Origin of the sequence: Dyella kyungheensis (assembly GCF_049913195.1) — a bacterium.
In the GTDB taxonomy this organism is placed as follows: Bacteria; Pseudomonadota; Gammaproteobacteria; order Xanthomonadales; family Rhodanobacteraceae; genus Dyella; species Dyella kyungheensis.
This window is the reverse complement of sequence record NZ_CP183983.1, coordinates 3,911,110-3,936,353: the sequence shown is the minus strand read 5'-3', so window position 1 is coordinate 3,936,353 and position 25,244 is coordinate 3,911,110. Positions and strand designations below refer to the sequence as shown.

General features: G+C 65.7%; 18 protein-coding genes. 9 read left to right on the top strand and 9 right to left on the bottom strand.

The genetic code is table 11. The features are described 5' to 3' along the window. Positions 1 to 28: 28 nt before the first annotated feature. Positions 29 to 511, bottom strand: a complete 483-nt coding sequence (locus ACN9MB_RS17850; protein WP_204637007.1) for a hypothetical protein — start codon at positions 509 to 511, stop codon at positions 29 to 31. 192 nt (positions 512 to 703) lie between these two features. Here ACN9MB_RS17850 and ACN9MB_RS17845 point away from each other — a divergent pair, with 192 nt between their 5' ends. Further along, positions 704 to 1,171 carry an SET domain-containing protein gene (locus ACN9MB_RS17845; protein WP_204637006.1) on the top strand — a complete coding sequence of 156 codons (468 nt, stop codon included), beginning with the start codon at positions 704 to 706 and terminating at the stop codon, positions 1,169 to 1,171. A 151-nt stretch (positions 1,172 to 1,322) separates the two neighbouring features. Here ACN9MB_RS17845 and ACN9MB_RS17840 read toward each other — a convergent pair whose 3' ends face one another. Together ACN9MB_RS17840 and fusA are read right to left on the bottom strand one after the other, a co-directional pair. Beyond that, on the bottom strand, positions 1,323 to 1,826 hold the full coding sequence (locus ACN9MB_RS17840) for a GreA/GreB family elongation factor (RefSeq protein ID WP_426269758.1): 504 nt from the start codon (positions 1,824 to 1,826) through the stop codon (positions 1,323 to 1,325). Positions 1,827 to 1,953: 127 nt separating this feature from the next. Continuing rightward, positions 1,954 to 3,993: an elongation factor G gene (fusA, locus tag ACN9MB_RS17835; RefSeq protein ID WP_426271943.1), complete on the bottom strand. Its 2,040-nt coding sequence runs from the start codon at positions 3,991 to 3,993 to the stop codon at positions 1,954 to 1,956. Positions 3,994 to 4,286: 293 nt separating this feature from the next. On the opposite strand from fusA, the gene ACN9MB_RS17830 reads away from it, so the two are divergent. Together ACN9MB_RS17830 and ACN9MB_RS17825 are read left to right on the top strand one after the other, a co-directional pair. Beyond that, positions 4,287 to 5,321, top strand: a complete 1,035-nt coding sequence (locus ACN9MB_RS17830) for a hypothetical protein (RefSeq protein ID WP_426269757.1) — start codon at positions 4,287 to 4,289, stop codon at positions 5,319 to 5,321. A gap of 85 nt (positions 5,322 to 5,406) precedes the next feature. After that, positions 5,407 to 7,299 carry a hypothetical protein gene (locus ACN9MB_RS17825; protein ID WP_426269756.1) on the top strand — a complete coding sequence of 631 codons (1,893 nt, stop codon included), beginning with the start codon at positions 5,407 to 5,409 and terminating at the stop codon, positions 7,297 to 7,299. A gap of 63 nt (positions 7,300 to 7,362) precedes the next feature. On the opposite strand, the gene ACN9MB_RS17820 is transcribed toward ACN9MB_RS17825, so the two are convergent. The 6 genes from ACN9MB_RS17820 to ACN9MB_RS17795 all read right to left on the bottom strand — a co-directional run bounded on the left by ACN9MB_RS17820 (position 7,363) and on the right by ACN9MB_RS17795 (position 16,728). Next, positions 7,363 to 7,944, bottom strand: coding sequence for a DUF4136 domain-containing protein (locus tag ACN9MB_RS17820; protein ID WP_204637003.1), 582 nt, complete (start codon positions 7,942 to 7,944; stop codon positions 7,363 to 7,365). Between the two features lie 108 nt (positions 7,945 to 8,052). Then, positions 8,053 to 10,290, bottom strand: a complete 2,238-nt coding sequence (locus tag ACN9MB_RS17815) for a patatin-like phospholipase family protein (protein WP_426269755.1) — start codon at positions 10,288 to 10,290, stop codon at positions 8,053 to 8,055. A gap of 202 nt (positions 10,291 to 10,492) precedes the next feature. Next, positions 10,493 to 12,766: a molybdopterin cofactor-binding domain-containing protein gene (locus tag ACN9MB_RS17810; protein WP_426269754.1), complete on the bottom strand. Its 2,274-nt coding sequence runs from the start codon at positions 12,764 to 12,766 to the stop codon at positions 10,493 to 10,495. Further along, positions 12,763 to 13,293 carry a (2Fe-2S)-binding protein gene (locus ACN9MB_RS17805; RefSeq protein WP_426269753.1) on the bottom strand — a complete coding sequence of 177 codons (531 nt, stop codon included), beginning with the start codon at positions 13,291 to 13,293 and terminating at the stop codon, positions 12,763 to 12,765. Before ACN9MB_RS17805 ends, ACN9MB_RS17810 begins: the two co-directional genes overlap by 4 nt. Positions 13,294 to 13,345: 52 nt before the next feature. Next, positions 13,346 to 14,671, bottom strand: a complete 1,326-nt coding sequence (locus ACN9MB_RS17800) for an APC family permease (protein WP_204636999.1) — start codon at positions 14,669 to 14,671, stop codon at positions 13,346 to 13,348. A 131-nt stretch (positions 14,672 to 14,802) separates the two neighbouring features. After that, positions 14,803 to 16,728, bottom strand: a complete 1,926-nt coding sequence (locus ACN9MB_RS17795) for a S53 family peptidase (RefSeq protein WP_204636998.1) — start codon at positions 16,726 to 16,728, stop codon at positions 14,803 to 14,805. A 423-nt stretch (positions 16,729 to 17,151) separates the two neighbouring features. Between ACN9MB_RS17795 and ACN9MB_RS17790 the strand changes: the two genes are divergently transcribed. From ACN9MB_RS17790 to ACN9MB_RS17765, 6 genes are all read left to right on the top strand, one after another. Then, positions 17,152 to 18,666 carry a fumarate hydratase gene (locus tag ACN9MB_RS17790; RefSeq protein WP_426269752.1) on the top strand — a complete coding sequence of 505 codons (1,515 nt, stop codon included), beginning with the start codon at positions 17,152 to 17,154 and terminating at the stop codon, positions 18,664 to 18,666. A 328-nt stretch (positions 18,667 to 18,994) separates the two neighbouring features. Then, a complete protein-coding gene (locus ACN9MB_RS17785; protein ID WP_426271942.1) occupies positions 18,995 to 21,562 on the top strand; it encodes a bifunctional aspartate kinase/diaminopimelate decarboxylase in 2,568 nt (855 codons plus the stop codon). A 95-nt stretch (positions 21,563 to 21,657) separates the two neighbouring features. Next, positions 21,658 to 22,038, top strand: coding sequence for an endonuclease domain-containing protein (locus ACN9MB_RS17780; RefSeq protein ID WP_426269751.1), 381 nt, complete (start codon positions 21,658 to 21,660; stop codon positions 22,036 to 22,038). A gap of 19 nt (positions 22,039 to 22,057) precedes the next feature. Continuing rightward, positions 22,058 to 23,401, top strand: a complete 1,344-nt coding sequence (murL, locus tag ACN9MB_RS17775) for a UDP-N-acetyl-alpha-D-muramoyl-L-alanyl-L-glutamate epimerase (RefSeq protein ID WP_426269750.1) — start codon at positions 22,058 to 22,060, stop codon at positions 23,399 to 23,401. Between the two features lie 11 nt (positions 23,402 to 23,412). Further along, complete coding sequence (murD, locus tag ACN9MB_RS17770) at positions 23,413 to 24,765, top strand: UDP-N-acetylmuramoyl-L-alanine--D-glutamate ligase (protein ID WP_426271941.1); 1,353 nt, start codon at positions 23,413 to 23,415, stop codon at positions 24,763 to 24,765. 9 nt (positions 24,766 to 24,774) lie between these two features. After that, positions 24,775 to 25,242: a GNAT family N-acetyltransferase gene (locus ACN9MB_RS17765; protein ID WP_426269749.1), complete on the top strand. Its 468-nt coding sequence runs from the start codon at positions 24,775 to 24,777 to the stop codon at positions 25,240 to 25,242. Positions 25,243 to 25,244: the final 2 nt, after the last annotated feature.

Here is a 25,244-nt window from a genome sequence, read left to right as displayed (position 1 = left end):
TCCTTCGTGGGTCATGCAAGCGCTGAGATCAGCGCCAGGTATTGGGGATTCCCGGCACCGGCGACAGCCAGTCATTGCCGTGGAAACTGAAATCGCGGTTGTCCTTTTCCTGCTCGGGCTTGGCGTTGGCCGTGCCGGTCACGTTGTACGGCACGCTGCCCGCGCTGCCCTTGACCGCGGCGGCCTTGAGCGCGGCGCTCATCTCGGGCGTGGGCAGCAGGTCGAGCTGGGTGACGTCGGCGGCGAACGGAGGGATGTCGAGATCGAAGCGGGCATGCAGGCGCACCGGCACGAGTTCGGCGATCTGCAGCTGGCCGTCGAGCGAGTGGAAGTCCATCGAGCCGTAGCTGTTGTTCTGGATGCGCAGGGTCAGGCGCCACTGGCCGTCGGGCCGGGTGGCCATCTCCTGGATGCTCACGGTCGGCGGAAACACGCTCTTCTTCGGCGGCCCGCAAGCCACCAGACCCACTACCAGCACGAGCAGCGCCACACAGCCGAGCAGTCGTTTCATGGAAGGCACCTCAAACGATTGTTTGAATCTTAGCAGGAGCACCTCGGCCTCTGTCCATGGCTGCCTGCGTGGAAATTGATCTCAGGCCGAGTGCGATGACGCCTGGACGGGCGATGCGCGTACCGGCAGGAGGTTCCCATTGCGCAACGCAGCAGGCATCATCGCGAGTTCATCCCTCACCACACGCTGCCCATGACCCGACGTATCGTTGCCCGCCGCTCTCCCATCCATGGCAATGGCGTGTTCGCCGTGGCCCCGATCAAGAAGGGCGAGGAAATCGTCGAATACAAGGGCACCCTGATGAGCCACGCCGAGGCCGATGTGCTGTACGGCGATGGCGGCGAAACCGGGCATACCTTCCTGTTCACGCTCAACGACGATTTCCTGATCGATGCCAATCGCAAGGGCAATACGGCGCGCTGGATCAATCACAGCTGCGACCCGAACTGCCAGGCGGTGATCGAAGAGAGCGCGAACGGCAATCCGCGCAAGGATCGCGTGCTGATCGAAGCGATCCGCAACATTAAGCCCGGCGAAGAGCTGACCTACGACTACGGCATCACGCTGGACGTGCCGCACACCGCACGCCTGAAGAAGCTGTGGCAGTGCCTGTGCGGTTCGCCCAAGTGCAGCGGCACGTTGTTGAAGGGCAAGCGCTGAGTTCGACCTTGCGAGGAACCTGTGGGAGCGTACTTGTGCGCGACCGCAGAGGTTGGCGGTAGCCCTGTTTACGGTTATCGCGAGCAGCTGCCGTGAAGACTCATGACCGCCTGTCGCGCACAAGTGCGCTCCCACAAGGTGACCTGAGTTCTCAGTCGTCCTCGGGATAGTCGATGCCGGTCAGCTCGATCACCAGGTCGCCGGCCGGCCGCTGCCAGGTCACCTCGTCACCCACCCGTGCGCCGAGCAGGGCCTTGGCCAGCGGCGAGACGTAACTCACCAGACCGTGCTCCACGTCGGCCTCGTCCTCGCCGACGATGCGGTAGCGCGCTTCGCCTTCCTCGCTGTCCACCGTCACCGCGGCGCCGAACGCCACGCGGTCTCGCGGCTGCTGCGCCGGCTCGATCTCGATGGCGCTGCCGACGCGGGTGGTGAGCCAGCGCAGTTCGCGTTCCACCTCGGCGAGTTCGCGTTGTTGCGGCAAAGTATCGGCGGCGGCGCGCAGGGTGTCGCGTCGTTCGCGCAGCGCGACGAGGCGCGCACGCAGCTGCGCCAGTCCGCGCGGCGTCACGTAGTTGGGGTGTTCGCTCAGCGGGATCTCCGGCAGCCGTTCGCCGACGGATTCGTCCGCATCCTTCACGAAGGAGCGGCTCATCACATGCCTCCAGCGCCGCCAGTGTCGGCGCGTTTCCATTATTCACATGCGGCGTGATGGCGGCGCCTCAAGGGTACGCGTCGGCATGGGCACCACTGCGGTCGCGCCCATGCCGGCGGCCCGCCGGTCAGTCCTCGTCCAGATGCGGTTTCCAGGCCTCGGCCAGTTGCTTCTGCACCGGCGGAGGCACCGGTTCGTAGTGACTGAGATCGAGGCTGTAGCGGCCGCGGCCACCGGTCATCGCCTTCAGTTCGGTGGGATAGTCGGTGAGTTCGGCCAGCGGCGCCTGCGCCTTGATCACCAGCTCGCCGCCACGCAGCGAATCGGTGCCCATGATGCGCGCGCGCTTGCCCGCGAGCCCGCCGGTGACGTCGCCCACGTTCGCTTCGGGAATCGCCACTTCCACGTCCACGATGGGCTCCAGCACGATCGGCCGCGCCTTGCCGACCGCATCCAGGAACGCTTTTTTTCCGGCACTGATGAAGGCCACTTCCTTGGAGTCGACCGGATGGTACTTGCCGTCGTAGACGGTGACGCGCACGTCCTGAATCGGATAACCGGCCACGGCGCCGGCTTCCAGCGCCTGCCGTACGCCTTTCTCGATCGCCGGCAGGAACTGTCCCGGAATCACGCCGCCCTTGACCGCGTCGACGAACTCGAACCCAGCGCCGCGATCGAGCGGTTCGACGCGAAGGAACACCTCGCCGAACTGTCCCGCGCCGCCGGTCTGCTTCTTGTGGCGATGATGGCCTTCCGCACGTCCGGCAATGGTCTCGCGATAGGCAATGCGCGGCGGGTGGGTGGTCACTTCCACGCTGTAGCGGTCCTTCATGCGCTCCAGCATGATTTTCAGGTGCAGATCCGAGAGCCCGCGCACCACCGTCTCGTTGAGTTCCTTGTGATGCTCGACGCGGAAGCAGGGGTCTTCCTCGGCGAGGCGGCCGATCGCCTGCGAGAGTTTCTGTTCCTGTCCCTTGTGCTTGGGCTCCAGCGCCAGGCCGAACATCGGTTGCGGAAAACGGATCGGTGCCAGGTGGATGCGGTCTTCCTCGTGCGAGTCGTGCAGCACCGCGTCGAAATGGATTTCCTCCACTTTCGCCACCGCCACGATGTCGCCGGGAATGGCCTGGTCGATTTCCTCGTGCGTCTTGCCGCGCAGGCGGAACAGGTGTCCCACCTTGAACGGCTTCTTGTTGTCGTCGATGAACAACTGCGTGTCGCGCTTCACCGTGCCTTGCCACACGCGGAACACGCTGAGCTTGCCGACGAAGGGATCGTTGACGATCTTGAACACGTCGGCGATCACGTGTTGCTTGGGATCGGCATTGACGGTGATCGCCTCGTCCTCGCCATTGAGGAACGGCGGTGCGTTGCCTTCGGCCGGATTGGGCAGCAGGCGTTCGGCCAGTTCCAGGAATTCCTTGACGCCGGCGCCGGTGCGCGCGCTGACGAAGCAGATCGGTATGAGGTGGCCTTCGCGCAGGCATTGCTCGAAGGCATCGTGCAATTCGGCCGGCGTGAGGTCGCCTTCGCCGGAGTCGAGGTAATGCCCCATCACCGTTTCGTTGATCTCCACCACCTGGTCGAGGATGCGCTGGTGCGCGTCGGCCAGCGAGGAGAAATCGGTGGCTCCTTCGCTGTGGAAAAAGCAGTCGAGCACTTTCGTGCCGCCCTCGGCAGGCAGGTTCACCGGCAGGCATTGGGTGCCGAATTCCTCGCGCAACGCCTCGACCAGGGGACCCAGCCGGGCCACGTCGCAATCGATCTTGTTGATCACCAGCACGCGCGCGAGCCGGCGTTCGGCGGCGCGTTCCATGATGCGGCGGGTGCCGTACTCGATGCCGTTGCTGGCATTGACCACGATGGCCGCGGTTTCCACGGCGGCGAAGGCGGACAGGGTGGGGCCGCGGAAATCGGCGTAGCCCGCCGTGTCGATGAGGTTGATGTGGCAGTGGCCGAACGGGATGCCCGCGATGGCGGTGTCGATCGAATGGCCGCGCGCCTTTTCCTGTTCGTCGGTATCGGACTGGGTGGTGCCGCGCTCCACCGACCCCTGGGTCTGGATGACGCCGCCCGCATGCAGCAGGGCTTCGAACAGCGTGGTCTTGCCGACGCCGGCATGACCGGCGAGTGCGATGTTGCGGATGTTTTCCGTGTTGTACGACACGATGCGACCCTCCCATGGCTGGGCGCGGGTTCGTGCCGACGTGACCTGCGGCGCCGCACGAAGCCGCGCAAGCGGCTGACGATGGCGGGCCGTCATGGTCGTCCAGGCGTGCAGGACGCGGGGGCGGTCATGGCGGGTACGGCCGGGTGGCCGTCTGTCTAGATTTTCGCCAATGCGCGCCGGGGTCAAGTTGCAGTGCGATGAGGGCGGTGGAATCGGCGCGGGAACCCTTGGCGCTTCCACGGGTCTCCACCCTGCCTGGCCGGCCCGGAGCGGCGGCCGGCTTTCCCCGTATGTCGAACGAGAATCCCATCGAGCACACCGAGCAGGTCGAACACCATCGCTGGACGTCGCCGGATCCGCATTCGCGCGGGCTGACGCCTCTCGATGGACCCACGCGCGCAATGCTGCACCAGCTGCGCTGGCGAAAGGCACCGCCCAACCGCGGGCGTCGCTGGCTGGCCCTGGGCATCGTGCTGGCCCTGCACGTCTTTTTCGGCTGGCTCACCTGGCATGAAATGCAATTGAAGAAAGCAGCGGAACGGGCCGAGGAAGCACGCACCGGCGCGCTGCAGGTGCGGCTGATTCCGCGAGCGGCCACGCCCGCCGGACCGGCGGCCCCGCCCGAGTTGCTGCCTCCGCCGCCACCGGAGCCCGCGCCGCCGCCGCGCCCGGTGAACAAGCCGGTCGTGCATGAAGCACCGGCAAAGAACGCCATGACCGTCAGTCTTCCGCCGGAACCGCCAGCGCCGGCCACCTCCAGTCCGCCTTCGCCGCAGCCGGACCTCTACAACGACGCCGGCCAGGCGGTACTTCCCGCCATCGCCAGCACGGCGCAGCCTGCGCCGGAAGCGGGCTACGTGCAGAAAATGCCGCAGGGCGATTCGAACATCATGCAGCACACCACCAGCGTGCCCTACAAAGCCACGCGCTTCGAGAAGGACTGGCAGAAGGGCGGTGGCAGCTCGGTCGACGATGCGCTGAAGAAAGGCGTGGACAAGAGCACTGTCTCGCACACTTTCCACATCGCTCCCGGCGTACGCATCCACTGTTCCGTTTCGCTGCTGGCGCTGGGCGGCGGCTGCGGTGGCGATCCGCCGCCACCGCCACCGTCCAACGACGGCGACATGCGCATGAACATGGCCCCGGCCAACCAGCTGGCGCCCGGTTCGCCGCCGCCCAAGACGGTGAGCGTGGAAGAGTGCATCGCCATCTATCGCGCCGAGAAGCCGCTGCCGTATGGCTGTCCGGTCGATACGCCCACGCGTTCGGTCGACGCCGAGATGCAGGAACGGGCCGCGCATCCCGCGAAGCAGGACGGCCATTGAGGCGTGCGCGCGAGGGACTTTTCAGAACCTCATCGGTGCCCGTTACACTTCCCCCATGGAGAGGGAATCCGCGGGCCGGCTGACAGTGACGCTTCCATCGCCCAAGTCGGCGGCGGAGGGTGCGGCCGTCTATCGTCGGCGCCGCGCCGAGCGGCCACGCGATCGCTGGCTGCGCATCGTGGCGCTGGTCGGCGCGCTGTTCGTGCACCTCGCTTTCCTGGTCGGCATCATCCTGGGTCCGGCCTACGAACTCGATGAGCCCAACGACGAGACGCCGCCGCTGGTCGTGCGCCTGATCGAGAAGCCCAAGGAAGAACCCCCGCCGCCACCGCCGGTGCGCGGTACGCCGCCCAAGCAGGTCGGGCCGGTGCACAAGGGCAATGCGAGCAACGCACCGCGCACGGCGCGGCAGAGTCGCTCCTCCACGCGCACCAACAACGAGCTGACGCCGGTGACGGTACCGGCGCTGCAGACGCCGGTGGTCACCGACGTACCCAGGTCCGCGGCGCCCAAGCCGGAAATCACCGCCGCGCCGCTTCCGCCAGTGACGCTGCCCAAACCCGCACCCGCCGAACAACTGCAACCCGTGGTCGCCGCAGCAGAGCCGCCGCAGGTGACCCTGGAGACGCCGGCCGTCGATAAGCCCGCGCCACCGAAGTTCCAGCCCGAACCCATTCGCAAGCCGCAGGCGGAAGGCAACCAGCCGGTGCAGCCGCCGGCGTCGCTGGCCGTTGTGGAGGTGCCGCCGCAATCCGCGCCGGTGGTGACGCCGCCCAGCATCGCGATGGACAAGGCCGTGCCCGCGATCGCGCCGCCCAGCATCGCGCCGGTGCCACGCCCCGAGGCGCCGGCATCGCCACCCGAGCCGGAGCTTCAGTCCGTGCCCTTGCCGGCGCAGGCCGCGCCCACCGTGAACCTGCAGCCGCAGGACCATCCGGTGGCCCCGGTGGTGCCGCGCGAACAGCCGAGCATCCAATCGCCGGCCATCCGTGTCGCGGAAGAGCCGCAACTGGAAGCCGTGCCATTGCCGCCCAATCCGCAGCCATCGCTGGAGCGCCCGCAGGCGCCGCGCCTGGAAGTGGCGGCGCCCAAGGCGATCGCGCTGGACAACGCGCCATCGATCGAACGGCCGCAGTTGTCCGAGACGCCCTCGGAAGCGACGCCCACCCAGAACGCAGCGCCCTCGTCGGCAGCCAGCGCGTCGACGCAGAGCGCCGCCAGCGCGGCGTCGAACACGGCCAGCAGCGAGTCGAACCCCTCGTCCAGCGAGAGCGGCGAAAGCAGTGCGCCGAACGCCACGCCGCAGGGCAGCCGCACCGGCTCGCCCGGCCAGGCCAATGGCGTGAACCAATCGCCGAATGTGGCCGGCGGCAAGGGACTCAACCTCTCGTTGCCGCCCGGTCAGGGCAACGGCACGAGCCAGGGCAAGGGCGGCAAGGAAGGGAAGGGCGGGCAGGAAGGCGTCGTCGGCACCTACGTGCAGCTCAAGCCGCACGGCAATACTGAAGTGATGTCGCATGGCACGCCCAACATCGGCTATGCGCCGACGCGATTCGAAAAGGACTGGACACCCGAGGGCGAAAGCTCGATCGACACCGCGCTGCGTCACGCGGTGGAGAAGACCACCATGCGCCACACCTTCCATCTGCCCCGCGGCGTGCGCGTGGAATGCGTGGTGATGCCGCTGTTGCCGATGGCCCTATTCGGTTGCGGCAGCGGCGATCCGCCGCCGCAGCCGGTGGACGATGTGGTCTACGAGCGGATGAAGCTGGCGCCGACCAATCCGCTGGTGCCGCCCGCGCCCGTCACTGCCGCGCCTGCGGTGGCCACGGTGAAGCTCGACAACAGCGCCGAGTGCGCCGCCGCGCGCGTGGCCGGCGGCCCGATGCCGCCGAACTGCCCTGCGGACGTGACCCTTCCCACCGGCCCCGCGCGCAGCAGCAGTAGCTGGATTCCGGCGAGCGATCAGTTCCACTGAGCCGACCGGCAACGCCGCCAGGTGTCTGCGTGGGTGCCGTCACCCACGCAGTCCTTGTCTCGCTCAGCGCAGGATGCCGTCGGTCTTGAGTTTCGGGATCAGCGTCTGTGCCAGTTCGGTGGTGGCCTTGGGAATGTTGTTGCTGCCGATGCCTTCGGTGGTCACCGTCCACACCAGTTTTTCCGTGCGCGGATCCCACACGCTGGTCTCCAGCGTTACCACGTCGTATTGCTGCACGTCGGGTACCGAGGCCCACGCGCCGCCGTACCAACCGTAGAAGCCGCCGTACATCGGCCCGCTGGGCGTCACGCTCACACGCTGCTCCACGCGCTGCACGCGGGTCACCAGCACGGCTTGTGCGCCGCTGGATTTGACCAGGTCGCGCAGTCCGATCGCGCCGGTGGTGCCCGCGGGAATCTGCGTATAGCTGGGTGCGGCCTGGATGCCTGCCGCCTGCAGCTGCTGCGAGAAGGTGTCTTCGAAGATGTGGCGCATCGCGTCGCTGCGCGAAATGCCCACCACCACTACATGGGATGCCGGCGGTCCCGGCCACGACGGATCGCGCCACTGGTTGGTGATGCTGATGGTGGAACACGCACTCAGCACGAGGCCGGCAACGATGACGAGCAGACGCAACGCTTTCATGGCGATGGCTCCTGGTGAAAGGCCCACCCCGACGGGTGGGGGCAGCGCGATTGTGCGGCGGCGATCGTGCAGACTTCGCGATAACCGCTGCACGCCTTCTTCATCGGATCAGGGCGACGGCCGCAACAGCGAGCCGAAGGTGAGGTAGACCGAGTTGTGGCCGCCCTGGGCATAGCCGTAGCCCAGGAACAGCGGCCCCAGCGGCGTCTGGATGCCCAGGAACAGGCTGCTCGCATAGATCAGCGAATCGAGCCGCACCTGGCTCTTGCTCTGCCAGGTATTACCCGCTTCCAGGCTGGCGCCGATGTAGATGGGCGTGGAGAACAGCGCATCCATCTTGCCGGTGCGCCGGTACAGCACCGCGCGCGCCAACGCCGACTGGTTGCCGTTCAACGAACGCTCGGGGTAACCGGACAGATCGAGGAAGCCACCCAGAAAGCCCTGGGTCTCGAAGAAATTCTCGTTGTTGAGCGTGCTGGACGCGCGCAGGCCCAGCAGCAGGTGATATCGGCTGTCGGCCATGCCGAAGTCCGGCACCCAATCGGCATTGAGCTTGACCACATCCGCATTCACGTTGCCGCCCAGCCACGGCCGGTACCACTCGTAGTCGAGGTTGATATGCGCGCCGCGCGAGGGGAATTGCGCGTTGTCGAGGCTGTCCCAGTCGATGCCGACCTTGGCCATCGAGTATTCGGCCGTCTGGCTGGGTGGAAATTCGGTGGGGCTGCCAATGCGCAGGTCGCCGCTGTCGCGCCCGCGCTGGAAGGCGGTGAGCACACGCCAATAGGTCGAGGGCGACCAACCGGTCTCGACGCCCAGGTAACGACGCTTGATGCGGTACTCGGCCAGCTGCCGATCGCCGTCGCTGGTGAATACCGGGTAGTCCTCGTTGCGCAGCAGCGCATAAGGCATCACATAGCCGCCCGCGCCTTGCCAGAACGGCTGGTAGAACTCGGTGGCGGCGCCGCCGATGCGGCCGGCCCACAGGGTGCTGCGCCATTCCGCGCCGAGCGTGTTGATATTGGTGGCGGTGATCTCGCCGGAGAGGAGGTATTCGCTGCGACCGGCAAAATCGTCGTCCAACTCGAAACCGATCTTGCCGTAGACCGGTCCCCACGGCTTGTCGCGCGGAATGATCAGCAAGCCGCGATCGTTGCCCTGCTGCTGCAGGCGATAGTCGATCTGTTGGTAATTGCCGCGCCCGTAGATGCTGCCGATCTGCTCTTCCAGCTTCTTCGGATCGAACGGCTCGCCCACGTCCTTGGCCAGGCGCTGATCGACGAACTCCGCCGTGTCCGTGTGTTTGGCATCGACCTTGAGGAAGGCCACCAGCCCTGGATCGAACTGGCGCTGGCGATGCTGGGCTTCGAACTGCGCCCACTCATCCGGGGCGACCGACAGGGCCTTCAGCCGGGGCAGCGCCGCTTCCGCGGCCGCACGGCCGATGGCGATCGCCTCGGGGCCGCGGTTGAACTCGGCTGCGGTGATGTTGCCGAGCGGCGGCGTGATCAGGATGTCGTTCGGCCCGAGCGTGGCGAGCTGGCGCTGGGTCTTTTCCTCCATCAACGCACTCACCATCTGGTTGAGCACGGCTACGGGATTGCTCAACTCCTCGCGCACCGCCAGCGGCGAGCCCACGTTCACCACGATCAACTGGGTGGCACCCATGCTGCGCGCCACGTCCATCGGAACGTTGTCCATCAAGCCGCCGTCGACCAGCAACTGATCGTCCACGTTGGTGGGCGCGAAGGCACCGGGCACCGACATGCTGGAGCGGATCGACAAGGCCAGGTCGCCCGAACCGAACACCACCGGCTTGCCCGCCACGATGTCGGTGGCCACCGCGCGGAACGGAATCGACAACTGGTCGAAGTCGTGCACGTCCCAGGTGGAAATCAGCAGGCGGCGCAACAACAGCAGCAGCTTCTGTCCTTGCACCACGCCGGCCGGCGTGATGATGCGCCCCTTCTTGTAGCCCACCTCGAAATTGAGCAGATAGCGGTAGTCCGCATCCTTTCGGCGCATCGGCATTTCACCGCGTGCGGGGTTGTCGGAGAACAGGTCGTTCCAGTCCAGCGTGGTGATGATCTGGTGCATTTCCTGCGGCGAATAACCCGCCGCATACATGCCGCCCACGATCGAACCCATGCTGGTGCCGGAAATGCGACAGACGGGAATGTGCTCGCGTTCGAGCACTTCGAGCACGCCGATGTGCGCGGCGCCGCGTGCGCCACCGCCGCCGAGCACGAGACCGATGCATCGTGCCGGTGCCGGCGCGGACTGCGCCCAGGCCGGCATGACGACGCACAGGCACAGCAAGGCGATCAACGCGAACCAACGGTGCATTCCCACCCCCGCGCAAGAAAACGGCGTTACTTGAAGTAGCGCCGGTTCAGGGCATCCTAAGGCAGAACGAAAGGCTGCGCGTCCGTGAAATTACTCAAATCCCCGGGGCAGAATGCCCCAGATTTGTACACGCATTCCTCACAAAGCTGTCTGCACATCCGGGCCTTGCCCGATGTGCGGGGCAGGGCCTGCGCCCTGCCGGTTACAGCATGCGCAGCATTTCCTTCAGCAGCGGCAAACGACGCACGCGCACGGCGCTGACCCGGAACACCGCATTGGCCAGCGCCGGTGCCGCCGTAGGCATGCCCAGGAAGCTTGCGCCGGTGGGATCGCGGTCGCCGGGCACGATGATCACTTCGGTGGTATCCGGCAGCTGCGCCATGCTAGCCAGCGGATAGTCCTTCCAGCCGCGCTGCTGCACTTCGCTGTCCTTGTAGCTCACCGACAGGTTCAGTGCGGTGGAGAGCGCATCGAGCGTGGCGCCGGCGACCTGGCCTTCGAGGCCGGTCGGGTTGATCACGCGGCCCACGTCGACCGCGCACACGACGCGTTCGATGTTGAGCTTGTTGCCCTGCAGCGATGTTTCCACCGCATGTGCCACGTACGCACCATCGACGTGCCAGCAGGCGATGCCCAGGCCATTCACCGTGCGCAACCAGTTCTTCCACTCGATGCGGTCGGCGACCAGCTTGAGCACGTTGATCAGGCGCGCGGTATCGAGCGTGCGACCGTCGCCCAGCGGGATCTGGCGCGGTTCGCCGAGCAGGCGCAGGCGCGTGACCAGCGGATCTTCCTTCAGCGACTGCGCGATTTCATCGACGAAGCTTTCGACGGCGAACGCGTTGTTGACGTGCGGCATGCCGCGCGAGGGGCCGCGCAACATCGCCGACGGCAGCGAATACCAGTCGTTGCGCAGGTTCGGCACCAGGCCGGCCGGCAGCTGGTGGGCATCCACTTCGGACGTCCACAGGCGATTGTCGGGAACGCCACGCTGCGCCAGCGCGGACGCACTGGCCATGCGCTGATTCCAGCTGGTGACCTGCCGCTTGCCGTCGAGCGTGGCGCTGAACTTGTGCACCGTGGCCGAGCGGTAGTAGTCCTGCGTCATGTCCTCGTCGCGCGTCCACATCAGCTTGACCGGCTTTTCGACCGCCTTGGCGAGCATCACGGCTTCGGCCACATAATCGTGGTCCAGGCGACGGCCGTAGCCACCGCCGACGCGCGGCACGCGGATCTCGATCTGCGCCGGCGCGAGGCCGGTGAGTCGCTGCACCACTTTCCACGCCTGCTGCGGTGCCTGCGTGGGCACCACGAGCACGGCAGCGTCCTTGTCGATCCGCGCCAGGCAGTTCATCGGCTCGGGCGTGGCATGGGCCAGCCACGGTTGCACATAGGTCGCCTCGACGCGGCGAGCGGCTTTCCTGGCGACCGCATCGATATCGCCGTCGTTGCGCACGCGCATCGCGGGCTGGGCGTTCTTGTCATTGACGACGTCGGCGGCCTGCTGCTCGAACCAGGCGCTGCTTTCGCTCTGCGCGCCGGCCTTCCACTGCAGCTTGAGCTTGGCGCGGCCCTGCAGCGCGGCCCAGGTGTTTTCCGCCAGCACGGCGACGGCCGGCGAGCGCACGGTCTGGCCGAGCGGAATGCCCGCCTCGGGTTTGATCTGCAGCACCTTCACCACGCCCTTCACTTTCAAGGTTTCGGTGGTGTCGAGGCTTTCCACGCTGCCGTCGGGCCAGGGGCAATGCGACAACACGGCAATCAGTGCTTCGGCGGTGTAGCTGTCGAGTGCGTACGGCGCCTGGCCGGTGACGATGGCGCGCGCATCGATATCGCCTGCGCCTTGGCCGATCAGCGTGTAATGCTCCGGCGACTTGGGCGGCACAGGCGTAGTGGGCGGCGCGATCTTGGCGGCGGCATCGGCCAGCGAGCCGTAGCCGAAGCGGCGGCCGTCCGGGGCAACCACGCTGCCTTCTTCGCACCGCAGGCGATCGGCGGGAACGCCAAGGCGACGCGCCGCGGCCTGCATCAGCAGCCAACGTGCGAGTGCGCCGGCACCGCGAAGATCGGCCCAGGCCGCGGGAATGGAATCGCCCAGGCCACTGGTCTGATGGCCGTAGATCCAGCGCGGCTGGCCGTTGTCGTCTTCCACCCCAAGGCCGAGCGAAACCACGCTGACCCGCGTCCAGTCCGCATCGAGTTCGTCGGCGATGATGCGAGCGAGCGAGGTGGAGGTGCCCGTGCCGGTATCCGGATCGCGCACGCCGATCACGATGTTGCCGTCCGCATCGATGCGCACATAGGCGCCCAGGCCGTACAGCGTGTCGCCCAGCATGGCGGCGGGCACCGGCACGTCGGCGGCGTCGACGGCATCCACGAAGGGAATGCCCACGATCAACGCGCCGGCCGTGCCCGCGAGCACCTTGAGGAAACGGCGACGCGAAAGCGGCACGGTGTTGTCGTTCGCGTGGCTCATGCGTGGGCTCCCTTGGCGACGCGCTTGATGGCGCGGCGCACACGGGTCTGGCAGCCGCAGCGGCAGAGGTTGGGCAACAGGTCGATGTCGTTGTCGCTCGGTTGCGAGTGACGATTGAGCAGATCGAGCGAAGCCATCAGCCAGCCGGGCGTGCAATAGCCGCAGCCGATGGCGTCTTCGTCCACGAACGCCTGCTGCAGCGGATGCAGCGTGCCGTCGGCAGCGGCCAGGCCCTCGACGGTAGTCACCGTCTTGCCGGCCAGCTTGGCCACCGGCAGGCTGGTGGCTGAGGCGAGCTTGCCGTCGACCAGCACCAGGTCGTAGCCGCCTTCGCCATGTTCGCCGCTGTACTTGGTGCCGGTGAGGCGCAGCACATCGCGCAGATACCACAGCAAGGGCATCTGGTCGTCACCGGTGTGGCGATAGCTCCTGCCGTTGATCTCCAGGTCGACTCCCTCGCGCACCTTCTCGGGCACGATGGTGTTGCTAGTTCCGGGTGTCGGTAACTGGTCTTGCGCCTGCGCCATCGCCTGAGAGCTCCTTCGGATATCCGCTCATTGTGGCATCGCAGAGGGATGCTTAGGAGGTAACCCGGCTGAACAGGCGTCGCCACACCAGGTAAACCGGGATGCCAGCGGCCATGATCAGCAGGCCGATACCGGTGTTCAGGGGGCTGGTGCGCAGGCTCTGCACCATCACCAGGCCGATGGTGGCGATGAAGATCAGCGGCAGCAGCGGGTAGCCGGGTACGCGGAAGCTGGCCTGATCGCCTTCGCGGCGGCGATACCAGAACAATGTGCCGACGCCAAAGGCGCAGGCGAGCCAATCGCCAAAAGTGGCGTAATCGAGCAGCTGGCCGTAACTGCCCGACCATACCAGCACGATCGCCCAGCCCGAGAGCAGCAACAGCGCGACATTGGGCGTGCGGTGCTTCGGATGCAGCCGGGCCACGCTGCGGAAGAACAAGCCGTCTTCGCCCATCACCTGCAGCACGCGGGCGCCCGCCACCAGAGTGATGTTGCAGAAACCCAATGCCGAAATCGCCACGCCGACCGCGATCAGCTTGGCCCCTGCCGTGCCGAAGACACGCTGCATCACATCGGCGGCCGGCGCGCGGCTGGCGGCAAGCCCGGCGTGGCCCAGCACGGCGAGATAGGCCAGGTTGACCAGCGCGTAGGCCGCAATGACCAGCAGCATGCCGATGAACAAGGCGCGGGGCAGGGTGCGTTGCGGCTCGCTGACCTCGCCCGCGAGATTGTTGAGATAGGTGAAGCCGGAATAGGCAAACAGCACCGGCAGCGCGGCGCCCATGAAACCCACGTCCGCTGTCTGTGGATCGGTGGCCAGCATGCCGTGACCGCTCACGCCGGCCAGGAACAGGCCACAGACCACCAGCACCGCCACCGCCAGCAGCTTGAGCAAGGTGAACAGGTTCTGCACCTGGGCGCCCAGGCGCAGCCCGAACAGGTTGATCAGCGCCACGAAGACCAGCGCGCCGATGGCCAGCGGCGTGGCGGCGCTGGCGGGCAGGCCGAACAGGGAAGCGGCATAGCTGGCGAAAATGGTGGCCACCGCCGCCGTCGATCCCGAATAGATCACCAGCAACATGCTCCAGCCGAACAGGAATCCGGCCAGTGGGCCAAACGCCTCGCGCAGGTACACGTAGCTGCCGCCGGCATGCGGACGCCGCGCACCGAGTTCCGCATAGCAGAGTGCGCCGATCAGGGTCAGCAGGCCCGCGCCGATCCACATCAGCAGCAGCGACAAACCCGACGATGTACGCATCGCCACGACGTACGGATTGAGAAAAATGCCGCCGCCGATGATGCCGCCGACCACGATCATGGCCGCGTCCCACGGGCGGAGGCGACGGACGTAGCCGCCGGACGTCGAGGTTTCGCTCATGAATGCTTCGCTGCCGGAAAGTGCAGCGAGCATGGCAACTGGGGACGCCGGCAGCAAGCCCTTGCGGGGACCCGCTGAAAAAGGAAGGGCCGGCATGGGCCGGCCCTTCGTCGACAATCAGCTGCCGATCATCAGAACACCGTCATGAACAACGCCAGGTTGGTCACGTTGAGCGTGCCCAGGCCCGCGCCGGGTTCATACCCGGAGACACCCTTGTAGAACCAGTTGTCGCCCGCCTTGACGTCGTTGAACGGCGAGAAGGCGCCGTAGCGGAAGATGTTCTGGAACGCATACAGCTGCGGGTTCCACAGGCCTTGCCGGCCATGCGTGGCCTGCGTCAGCAGCGCGGAAATGCCGTTGAGCTGCGGCGCCACGAAGCTGGTGCCGCCTTGTCCGGTCAGCACGCCGCTGCCGTCTTCCGACGACACGAACGCATAGCCCGTTTCCGGGTCGGCGTTCAACGAGATGTCCGGCACGTTGCGACCCTTGAAGTTCGCCGGCAACGTGTAGTTGATGTCGAACTGCGGGAGCAACCAGGTCTGCTTCTTCTCGCTCTTGCGGATGCCCGGGGTGAACGCCTGGTAGGTCGGCAACGGCCAGAACACGCTCACGCCGCCGCCCGCACCGACCGAGAACACTTCGTCGGTGATGTCCACGCCGAAGTTCTTCTGGAAGTAGCTGGAGATGTAATCCCAGCCCCAGACGCTCTCCTGCGTGATCGAGGCCTTCGGGCCGCCGCTGAAGCTGAAGCTCCAGGGCACCGTGGTGCCGCCCGCCGTGGTGATGAACGGGTCGGATCCCGGGGCGTCCGCGGTGAGCGGCGGGGGTACCGGATCGGTCAGCGAACCGCCGAACCCGCGCACGGTGTCGTAGGCACCCGAGTCGCCCGAGGTGGCGAACATCGAGATGCCCTGGACCGCGGCTTCCAGGAACACCTGGTGGAAGGCGCGCAACTCGTCGGTGTAGTCGACGCCGCCTTCGGTCTGCGGGAAATACAGGATTTCCGGCTGGCCCCAGCTCACCGACAGGCTGTCGACCTTGTTGTCGGACACGGCCTGGTTGAACACATCGAAGAAGCCCGCGTCGGTGTTCGGCGCGTCATAGACGATGATGTCCGCCCACGGCGCCAGACCGCCGGACTGCTCCACATCCAGCGAGGTTTCGCCCGAGCCTTCCACGCTGCCCAGCGGTCCGCCGCCGTCCACATGCACCTGGGTGATGCGATTGGGCTTCACCGGCAGGCCGATGGCGCTCCAGTACGCATAGGCGTCTGCCGGCAGGAAGTTCGCCAGCGTGGCGATGCCGATGGTGGAACCCTTGCCGTTCACGCCCGCTTTGTACAGCGGATTGATGTTGTAGCGGTTGGCCACGTCGCCCACGGTGAACGCACCGGGCGTGCAGGTGGCGGTCGGGTTGCCCGTGCAGGCGGGCGCCGCCGGAGCGGGTGCCGCCGCGGTCTTGGCCATCGGACTCATGGTGGCGGCCGCGGCGGGTGAGGTCGAGCTGAAGGAGGAAACGCGGTGCGAGCGATACTTCGCTTCCGAGCTGAGGCCCGAGGCCACGACCAGCGTGCTCGACAGCGTCGACGGCAATTTCGGCGTCGCGTTCGGACGATGGTAGGTCGTGCCGTCGGCGTTGCGGTAATCGTGGATGGACGTCTGGAAGGCCTGGTTGAACTGCCCGATCGTGCCGCTCACCTTGAGCGCCAGATGATTGGGCAGCAGTTCGACCTGGGTCAGCCCTTGCTGCTTGACGAAGGCCTGTACCTTGGCGATGTCGGCGGCCGTGGCGCCGAAGCGATCCGCGAACTGCGCGGTGGTGAGGAAGCGGTGGTAGGACGGACTACCCTGGGTCACCGTGCTGTAGACAAGGCTTTCCAACGCGTCCTGATTGCGAAGTCCCAGCACCAGCGTGACATTCACTTTCGTGTTCGTATTGCTAGGACCGAGATCGGCCGGTGACTGACTGCCCGCGGCCATCGCTACCGAAGTAGCGCCACCAAAGAGCAGAAGGCCGAGAGAGACCGCGAGCGACTTGCGATGCAACGTCGAGAGCATGTTGTTTCTCCAGGGTAGATACAGCCGACGCTGCGCATCGACGACGCCCCTGCGCGCCGCCGCGCCTCTCAGCGTGGCCGTAAAACGGACGTAATCGCTTTCCCCAAAATCCCAGCCCGCCCCCTGGAAATACATCCGCGCTGGTCCGGGGAAATTAGCGCTGCTAGCCGCATCCGGAAAGTGAGCGCCGTTGCGTAAAAAATTGCGATAACGAGGCGAGCACTGGATTTGGTGGCGCAACTTATTGCGCCTACAACTTATGGCCTAGTCGACTGACCCTCTGGCCAGCGCATTTGGCTCGAAAAAGAAAGGCTTGCGGGCACTTGCAGGGCTCGAGAGCCATTTGCGGCACAATAGGAGGGTTGTGCGTCGTGGACATCCCCGTTTTCGACGCCCTGATCCCCCGGAGTCGAAGCAGCCGCCATGACCACCATCAAGCAAGACGATTTGATCCAGTCCGTCGCCGACGCCCTGCAGTACATCAGCTACTACCATCCCGTCGACTACATCAAGAACCTCGCCGCTGCCTATGAGCGCGAGGAGTCGCCGGCCGCGAAAGACGCGATGGCGCAGATCCTGATCAACTCGCGCATGGCCGCCGAGGGCCATCGCCCGCTGTGCCAGGACACCGGCATCGTCACCGTATTCCTGAAAGTGGGCATGAACGTGCGCTGGGACGCCACCATGTCGCTCGATGACATGGTGAACGAGGGCGTGCGCCGCGCGTACAACGACCCGGACAACAAGCTGCGCGCCAGCGTACTGGCCGATCCGGCCGGCAAGCGCAGCAACACCAAGGACAATACGCCGGCGGTGATCAACGTCTCCATCGTGCCGGGCGACACCGTCGAGCTGATCGTGGCAGCGAAGGGCGGTGGCTCGGAGGCCAAGTCCAAGTTCGCGATGTTGAATCCGTCCGATTCCATCGTGGACTGGGTGCTCAAGACCGTGCCGACCATGGGCGCCGGCTGGTGCCCGCCAGGCATGCTCGGCATCGGCATCGGCGGCACGGCCGAGAAGGCAATGCTGCTGGCCAAGGAATCGTTGATGGAGCACATCGACATCCAGGAGCTGATCGCCCGCGGCCCGCAGAACCGCATCGAGGAACTGCGCGTCGAGTTGTACGAGAAGGTCAACGCGCTGGGCATCGGTGCGCAGGGCCTGGGTGGCCTTACCACCGTGCTCGACATCAAGATCAAGGATTACCCGACCCACGCGGCGAACCTGCCGGTGGCGCTGATCCCCAACTGCGCCGCCACGCGCCATGCGCACTTCACGCTGGATGGCTCGGGCCCGGTCGCGCTCGATCCGCCGTCGCTGGAAGACTGGCCCAAGCTCACCTATGACTCGAGCAAGGGTCGTCGCGTGAATCTCGACACCGTCACTCGCGAAGACGTCGCCAGTTGGAAGCCGGGTGAAGTGCTGCTGCTCAACGGCAAGCTGCTCACCGGCCGCGACGCCGCGCACAAGCGCATGGTCGACATGCTCAACAAGGGCGAGCCGTTGCCGGTCGATTTCAAGAATCGCTTCATCTACTACGTGGGCCCGGTCGATCCGGTGCGCGACGAAGTGGTGGGCCCGGCCGGTCCCACCACCGCCACGCGCATGGACAAGTTCACCGAGCAGGTGTTGGCGCAGACCGGTTTGTTGGGCATGGTCGGCAAGGCCGAGCGCGGTCCGGCGGCGATCGAGGCGATCAAGCAGCATCAGTCGGTGTATCTGATGGCCGTCGGTGGCGCGGCGTATCTGGTGTCCAAGGCGATCAAGGCATCGCGTGTGGTCGGTTTTGCCGATCTGGGCATGGAGGCGATCTATGAGTTCACGGTTGAGGACATGCCGGTGACCGTGGCGGTGGATTCCGCTGGTACATCCGTGCATCAGACGGGGCCGAAGGAATGGCAGGGGCGGATTGGCAAGATTCCCGTGGTCGTCGCGTAACACCGCACCTCTCCTTCTCCCTCCGGGGAGAAGGCCGGGATGAGGGGCGGGTGCTCGCCCGAACGTTGCTAACTTGAACTCTCGCTCGGCTAGAAACCGAGGCTGGATTGGCCCCTCACCCCAACCCTCTCCCGCAGGGGAGGGGAGCGGACTGCGGTACTCCGAAACCTCTCCGCATTTAGCCATCCAAACGCCTGCCTTTTTGAGTGGTTGCATTCCTCCTGCTGCGGCGCAACACTCACCGGATTGTCTTTCCCAACCACCACCGAAGGTACTCGTGAACCCGCAAAGCCCCGCGTCGCTCACCAACGACGCTCCCTGGATCGTGATGAAGTTTGGCGGCACCAGTGTCGCCACCCTGCCGCGCTGGCAGAACATTCTGGAGCTGGTAGCCAGCCGCCGCGCCGAAGGCGCCCGTGTGCTGGTTGTCGTTTCGGCGCTCTCCGGCATCACCGACGCACTCAAACAACTGTGCGCACAGGAAGACAAGGGCAAACGCATCGAGGCTGCCAAGGCGATCGAGCAGCGTCACTACGACTTGCTCGGTCACATGCAGCTGGCGGTTCCGGACACCCTCGGCGCTCGCCTCGCCGAACTCGCGCAGTTGGCCGTAGACGGCCCGTCGCTGTTGGGCGAGCTGGCCTGGTCGGCGCGTGTGCAGGCGCATGGCGAGCTGATGTCCAGCGCGCTGGGTTCGGCGTTCCTCACCCATAGCGGACTGGATACACAATGGGTCGATGCACGCGACTGCCTGGCGGCGATTGCGCTGCCCAACCAGAACGAGCGCACCAAGCTGCTTTCGGCGATGGTGGAAACCAAACCCGATCCGGCGCTCAATGCGCGTCTTGCGGCGCTGGGCGAGGTGTTCATCACGCAGGGTTTCATTGCGCGTGAAGCGCAGGGCCGCACGGTGCTGCTCGGCCGCGGCGGCTCGGACACCTCGGCGTCGTATTTCGGTGCCCTGCTGAAAGCGCAGAGGGTGGAAATCTGGACCGACGTGGCCGGCATGTTCACCGCCAATCCCCGCCAGGTGCCCAGCGCGCGTCTGTTGCAGCGCCTGGATTACGAGGAAGCCCAGGAAATCGCATCGACGGGCGCCAAGGTGCTGCATCCACGCTGCCTGTCGCCGCTGCGCGAGCCGCGCGTGCCCTTGTTGATCAAGGACACCAATCGGCCCGAGCTGGAGGGCACGCTGATCGGCCCCGAGGTGCGTGAGCACGCACCCAGCGTCAAGGCCATCAGCGCACGCAAAGGCATCACGCTGGTGTCGATGGAATCGGTCGGCATGTGGCAGCAGGTCGGCTTTCTCGCCGACGTGTTCGCGCAATTCAAACAGCACGGCCTGTCGGTGGACATGATCGGTTCGGCCGAGACCAACGTGACGGTGTCGCTCGATCCCACCGAGAATCTGCTCGATTCCGATGCGCTTGCTGCGCTGGCCAGCGACCTGGCCAAGGTCTGCCGCGTGAAGGTGATTGCGCCGTGCGCGGCGATTACGCTGGTGGGCCGCGGCATGCGTTCGATGCTGCATACGCTGTCCAGCGTGCTGGCCGAGTTCGGCCAGCTGCGCGTGCACATGATTTCGCAGTCGTCCAACAACTTGAACCTCACCTTCGTGGTGGACGAAAACGTCGTCGACGAACTGCTGCCGCATCTGCACGAACTGCTGATCACGGCGGGCGCCCTGCGTACCGACGACAGCGCCTTGTTCGGGCCGAGCTGGCAGGCGCTGTATGGAACAGGCGACGTGGTGTTGCCGGCGGCGTCGTGGTGGCGCGAAGAGCGCCGTGCGGATCTGTTGAAGATCGGCGCAGGCGCCACGCCGCGCTACGTCTACCATCTGCCCACCGTGCGCCAGCAGGCGCGCGAACTCAAGACGCTGGGTGCGGTGGATCGCCTGCATTACGCGGTGAAAGCCAATACGCATCCGGCCATCCTCAAGGCGCTTGCCGAGGAGGGTTTCGGTTTCGAATGCGTGTCGCCGGGCGAACTGAGGGCCGTGATGGCGGTCGTGCCCGAATCGGCGCCGCTGTTGTTCACGCCCAACTTTGCGCCGCGCGAAGACTACGAGTGGGCGCTTGCCACGCGCGCCACGTTGTCGCTGGATTCGCTCTATCAGCTGGAAAACTGGGGCGAGCTGTTCCGTGGCCGTGAAGTGGTGCTTCGTCTGGACCTGGGCCGCGGCCTGGGTCATCACGAAAAGGTGCGCACGGGTGGCAGCGGCAGCAAGTTCGGCCTGCCGGTGGAACAGCTGGATGCGTTCCTGCGTCTTGCCGACGCCCACGGCGTTACGGTCCGCGGCCTGCACGCCCATCTGGGTTCGGGCATCCTGGACGACAGCCATTGGGGCGAGGTCTATGGCCAGCTGGCCAGTCTGGCCGAGCGCATCGGCAGCGTCACCTTCCTGGACATTGGCGGCGGCCTCGGCGTGCCGTCCCACCCCGGTGAGGCGCGCCTGGACATCGCCGCGCTCGACAAGGTGCTGCGCGAGGTGAAGGCCGCCTATCCGCACTACAAGCTGTGGATGGAGCCGGGCCGTTATCTCGTTGCCGATGCCGGCGTGCTGATCACCAAGGTCACCCAGACCAAGGGCAAGGGCCACGGGCAGATCCGCTACCTCGGCGTGGACACCGGCATGAACAGCCTGATCCGCCCCGCGCTGTACGAGGCCTGGCACGAGATCGTGAATCTCACGCGGCTGGACGAGCCGGCGACATCGCTGTTCCAGGTGGTGGGTCCGATCTGCGAAAGCGGCGACGTGCTGGGCACGGATCGCCGCCTGCCGGAGCCCCAGGAAGGTGATGTGGTGCTGGTGGCCCAGGCGGGTGCATACGGCAAGGTGATGTCCTCGCCGTACAACCTGCGCGATGAGGCGGAGGAGATCATCCTCGAATAACGCCCCAGTCCCACACTTCTCCCTCTCCCCTCCGGGGAGAGGGCCGGGGTGAGGGGCGGGTGCTCGCGGTAACCTTTCAAAAAGGACGCTCACGGATGAAGCGTTTGAATGTAGATAGAGCACGCAGCCTGCGCGTCGATCAGACAGATGCCGAACAATTGCTTTGGCACCATTTGCGAAGCCGACGTCTTCAGGGTTGGAAGTTCCGACGCCAGCACGAAATTGGTCGATACATCGCCGATTTCGTCTGTCCAGATGCTGGCCTGATTGTGGAGCTTGACGGTGGCCAACATGGCGAGCAGGTGATTTACGACGAACTCCGAACCCTGGAGCTGGAAGCGATGGGCTACAGAGTCCTGCGTTTCTGGAACAATGACGTACTGAAGAATTTGGATGGGGTGATCGAAATGATCTTGGAGGCTTTGGCTAGCCCGGCCCCTCACCCCAACCCTCTCCCCGAAGGGGAAAGGGAGTAACGCTCGCGGAGACTTGAGAGTGACCATCAACATCAACCCCCGCCTGACCCAGGTATTCCGCTTCGTGCGGTGCAGCTATGCCGATGGCGTGGCCGAGCTGGTGTATGCCTTCGACCACGGCGAGGAGCTGATCGAACGCGTGCGCTTCCCGCATGCGCCGGCCATCCCGGCCAGCCACCAGGCGGCCTTCGACAAGGTGTTGAAGCTGCTGCATCTCATTGCAGGCGTGAGCTACTACAAGGCCGGGGTGCCTCCGCGCATCGAGGTCGTGGGTGGTCCGCTGGATGACAGCACGGCAGGCCTGCTCGATGAGCTCTATCTGCACGGCCTGGCCGAATTTGCCTATCGCAACGGCTTGGATCTGCGCGGCCGCATCAACTTCCCGCGTGGCGGCGCGAAGCAGCCAGAGGCCAAGGCGCTGGGCCTGCCGCATCGCACGCTCGTGCCCATCGGCGGCGGCAAGGACTCGCTGGTCGCGGTCGAAGCGATCAAGTCCATTGGTGGCGATGCCACGGCGGTGTGGGTCGGCAATTCGCCCTTGATCGCCGCGTGTGCCGAGCGCACCGGGCTTCCCATGCTCAACATCCAGCGCGAACTGGCGCCGGGCCTGTTCGAACTCAATCGATTGGGTGCGTGGAACGGCCATATCCCGGTGACTGCAGTGAACTCCGCCATCCTCTCGCTGGCGGCCATCCTCTACGGTTTCGACAGCATCGCCTTTGCCAACGAACGTTCCGCGTCGGCGGCCACGCTCGAGTACGACGGCCAGCAGGTGAATCATCAGTGGAGCAAGGGCTACGCGTTCGAGCAGTTGCTGGGTGAATGGCTGCAGCGGCACGTCGCCGCGGATCTCGCTTACTTCTCCTTGCTGCGTCCGTTCTCGGAATTGGCGGTGACGCGCGCGTTCGCCAAGCTCACGCCGTATTTCGACGTGTTCTCCAGCTGCAACCGCAACTTCAAGATCCTCGGTCCCAAGCCGGCGGATCGCTGGTGCGGGCAGTGCCCGAAGTGCCACTTCGTGTTTCTCGCGCTCGCCCCTTTCCTCGCCAAGCCGCGTCTGCTGTCCATCTTTGGGCGCAATCTGCTGGACGATGAAAACCTGGCGCCCGGTTTCGATGCCCTCTTGGAATACCAGGATCACAAGCCGTTCGAATGCGTCGGTGAGGGTGCCGAGGCACGTGCCGCGATGCTGGCGCTGAGTCAGCGCTCGGAATGGCAGGAAGACGCGCTGGTCGCGCGTTTCATCCGCGAGATCCTGCCGCAACTCGATGCGAAGGAACTGGCGCTGGAGCCATGGCTGCAGCCATCGGCGGAGCAGCGCATTCCTGGCCGCCTGCTGCCGGCACTGGCGTTCTTCGAGTGAGTGCTTCGGCGCTGCGCATCGCCGATCTCGCCGACAAGCGGGTGGCGATCTGGGGTTTCGGGCGCGAGGGCAAGGCGGCCATCGCCGCCATTCGTTCGCGCCAGCCTGCGTTGCCGCTCACGCTGTTTTGCAGTGAGGCGGAAGTTGCGGCCGCGCAGGCTTTCGATGCATCGCTGCGCGTGCGTGGCGAGGAACCCGATGCCACGGCGCTGGCGATGTTCGATGTGGTGGTGAAGTCGCCGGGCATCTCGGCCTACAAGCCTGCGCTGCTGGCCGCGAAAGAGGCTGGTATCCGGGTGACTTCGGGCACGGCGCTATGGTTTGCCGAGCAGCCCGGTGCGCGCGTCGTCGCGGTCACCGGCACCAAGGGCAAGAGCACGACCACGGCACTGCTGGCGCATCTGGCGCGCAGCCTTGGCGTGCGCACGGCCTTGGCCGGCAATATCGGCATGCCATTGATTGAACTCGTGGATCAATCGGCTGAGCTTTGGGCCGTTGAATTGTCCAGTTTCCAGACGGGTGAGGCAGGCCCTGTCGAGCTGGGCGTCGTCACCAGCCTGTATGAGGAGCACCTCGACTGGCATGGCTCGCGCGAGCGTTACATCGAGGACAAGCTCAAGCTGGCCGACGTGTCCCGCCAGCTGTTGGTCAATGCCACGCAGCCGTCGTTGCTGGAGCGCACGGCAAAGCATCCGCACCGCATCGTGTTCGGCGACGCCGCCGGTTGGCATCTTGCGGACGGCTTCATTCGTCGCGGCACTCAAGCCGTGTTCCCGATCGCGAGCTTGCGCGCACCGGGCGAACACAACGCACTCAATGCCTGCGCAGCGCTCGCTGCGTTGGAAGCCATGGGCTTCGACGCCATGAAGGCGGCGCCGTCGCTGGCCGGTTTTCGTCCCTTGCCGCACCGTTTGCAGCCGCTGGGCGAGCACGAGGGCTTCGACTGGATCAACGACTCCATCGGCACCACGCCACAGGCCACGCTGGCGGCCTTGCGCACGCTGGAGGGACGCGCCGTCACGGTGATTGTCGGTGGTCACGATCGCGGGCTCGACTGGAATGACTTCGTCGTCGCCATGAAGGCGCACGCGCCGCATGCCATCGTGGCGCAAGGCGCCAACGGCCCGCGTATCGCGCGAGCGTTGCGTGATGCCGGTGTTGCCGTCGAAGAAACGGCGGATCTCGCCACGGCCGTGGCACGCGCCCGCGCGGCAACGCCTGCCGGCGGCACCATCCTGCTTTCGCCGGGCGCGCCAAGCTTCGATCAGTTTCACGACTACGCCGACCGCGGTCGGCGCTTTGCCGAGATGGCGGGCTTCGATGCCCATGACATCGTGGGTATCGAAGGGCTGGGTATTCACTGAGGGGCCGCGATGAGCAGCGCATTTGAAATCCGTGTCGACGACCTGCGCGGACCCGAAGTCGCCGCGCTGTTGCAGGAGCATCTCGACGAGATGGCCTTGTATTCGCCACCGGAAAGCATTCACGCGCTGGATCTGGGGCGGCTGCGACGCCCGGAAATCACCTTCTGGACGGTTTGGCAGAACGGTGAGCTGGTCGGCTGCGGTGCCATCCGGCAGCTGGATGCCACGCACGGCGAAATCAAATCGATGCGCACCTCTTATCGTCATCGTCGCAAGGGTGTGGCAGCAGTGATGTTGCAGCACATCCTCGATGAAGCCGTGCAGCGCAATTATCGGCGCCTGAGCCTAGAGACGGGCTCGCCAGCCGCGTTTGAACCGGCGCGACAGTTATATGCGCGGTATGGTTTTACCTATGGTCCGCCGTTCGGCGATTACGTCGAGGACGTTTACAGCGTCTTCATGACGCGGACGCTCTAGGC